At 69.0% G+C, this 1519-nt stretch carries 1 protein-coding gene; it reads left to right on the forward strand.

The genetic code is table 11. From position 1 onward, the window contains the following. Nucleotides 1-435: 435 nt before the first annotated feature. Nucleotides 436-1519: recombination-associated protein RdgC (locus tag AC27IQ_RS24355; RefSeq protein ID WP_487091110.1), on the forward strand; the 1084-nt coding region annotated here is incomplete at its 3' end.

Below are 1519 nucleotides of genomic sequence, written 5' to 3' on the forward strand. Positions count from 1 at the left end.
GGCCAGGGCGGCCAGCAGGGCGGTGGCGGCGGCAGCGCCGGCGATGCGTCGTTGGAAGAAGATGGACATGGTGGTTCCTTTCTTGCCCCAGGGGGCGAGTGGGTCCGCCGCAACGACCGTTGCAGCGGTTGAGGGCCAGTGTCTTCCCCCTGTGTAACGCCGGCGTGAGGCGTTCGTGTGGCTGTGTAAAGTTGTGACAAGGGTTGGTTGCCCTGTCCGTGCAACGGGGGATGGGAATGGCCCCATGCCGGCGTATTGATTGCCTGTGCAGCTATTGAATCCATAGCAAACGGGGTGCCATGCCAGCGAAGGTCACGCCAGGCCGCGGGCCCGGCGCCGACCGCACCCCCGACAATGGCACCCCGCTGCACCGCGCCGCGCCCCCGGGCGTGCGCCCCAGGGTGTGCCAATGAACGTCAGAGCTGAAGGATTTCCGTGTTCAAGAACATGATCGTGTACCGCATCGCGCCGCAGTGGCAGGTGGACCTGCCGCAGGTGGAGGAGGCGCTGGCCAAGACGCCGTTCGTGGAGTGCGGCGCCACGCAGGAAAAATCGCTGGGCTGGGTGCCGCCGCGGGGCGACGCGCACGGCCCCATGGCCGAATCCGTGGGCGGGCAGTGGGTGCTGCGCTTCATGGTCGAGTCCAAGATGCTGCCCGGCTCGGTGCTCAACCGCAAGGTCAAGGAAAAGGCCGCGCGCATCGAGCAGGAAACTGGCCGCAAGCCCGGCAAGAAGGAAGCCAAGGAGCTCAAGGACGAGGCCAAGCTCGACCTGCTGCCCATGGCCTTCACCAAGCAGGGATCGATGTGGGTGTGGATCGACCCGCAGGCCCACTGGCTGGTGCTGGACACCAGCAGCCAGTCGCGGGCCGACGAGGTCGTCACGCTGCTGGTCGAGGCGCTGCCCGGCCTGTCGGTGGCGCTGCTCGATACGCAGACCTCGCCCCAGGCCGCCATGTCGCACTGGCTCAGCACGCAGGAGCCGCCCGTGGGCTTCAGCGTGGACCGCGAGTGCGAGCTCAAGAGCGCCGACGAGGCCAAGGCCGTGGTGCGCTATGCCCGCCATCCGCTCGACATCGACGAGGTGCGCGAGCACATCGCCGCCGGCAAGCTGCCCACCAAGCTCGCGATGACCTGGGACGACCGCGTGTCCTTTTTGCTGAGCGAAGGCCTGCAGGTGCGCAAGATATCGTTCCTGGACACGGTGTTCGAAGGCACCAAGGCCGATGACGGCGGCTTCGACACCGACGTGGCCATCGCCACGGGCGAACTCAGCAAGTTGATTCCCGACCTGATCGAGGCGCTGGGTGGCGAAGGCCGCACCGAACTGGGCGGCACGCCCCCGGCAGCGCCGGCGGCCGACCCTGCCGCCCCTGCGCCTTCGAGCGGCCCTGCTGCCGTGGCGGCCAACGGTGCCGAAGACGACGCGCACCGTTCTGACCCGACGGGCCTGCGGTCCGGCCGGCCCCGGGACAGCGCGGCTGGCCGCGGCGGGCGCGAACCCCCCATCGCCGTGGGGC

The sequence above is a fragment of the Acidovorax sp. KPB24-07 genome (assembly GCF_057543315.1).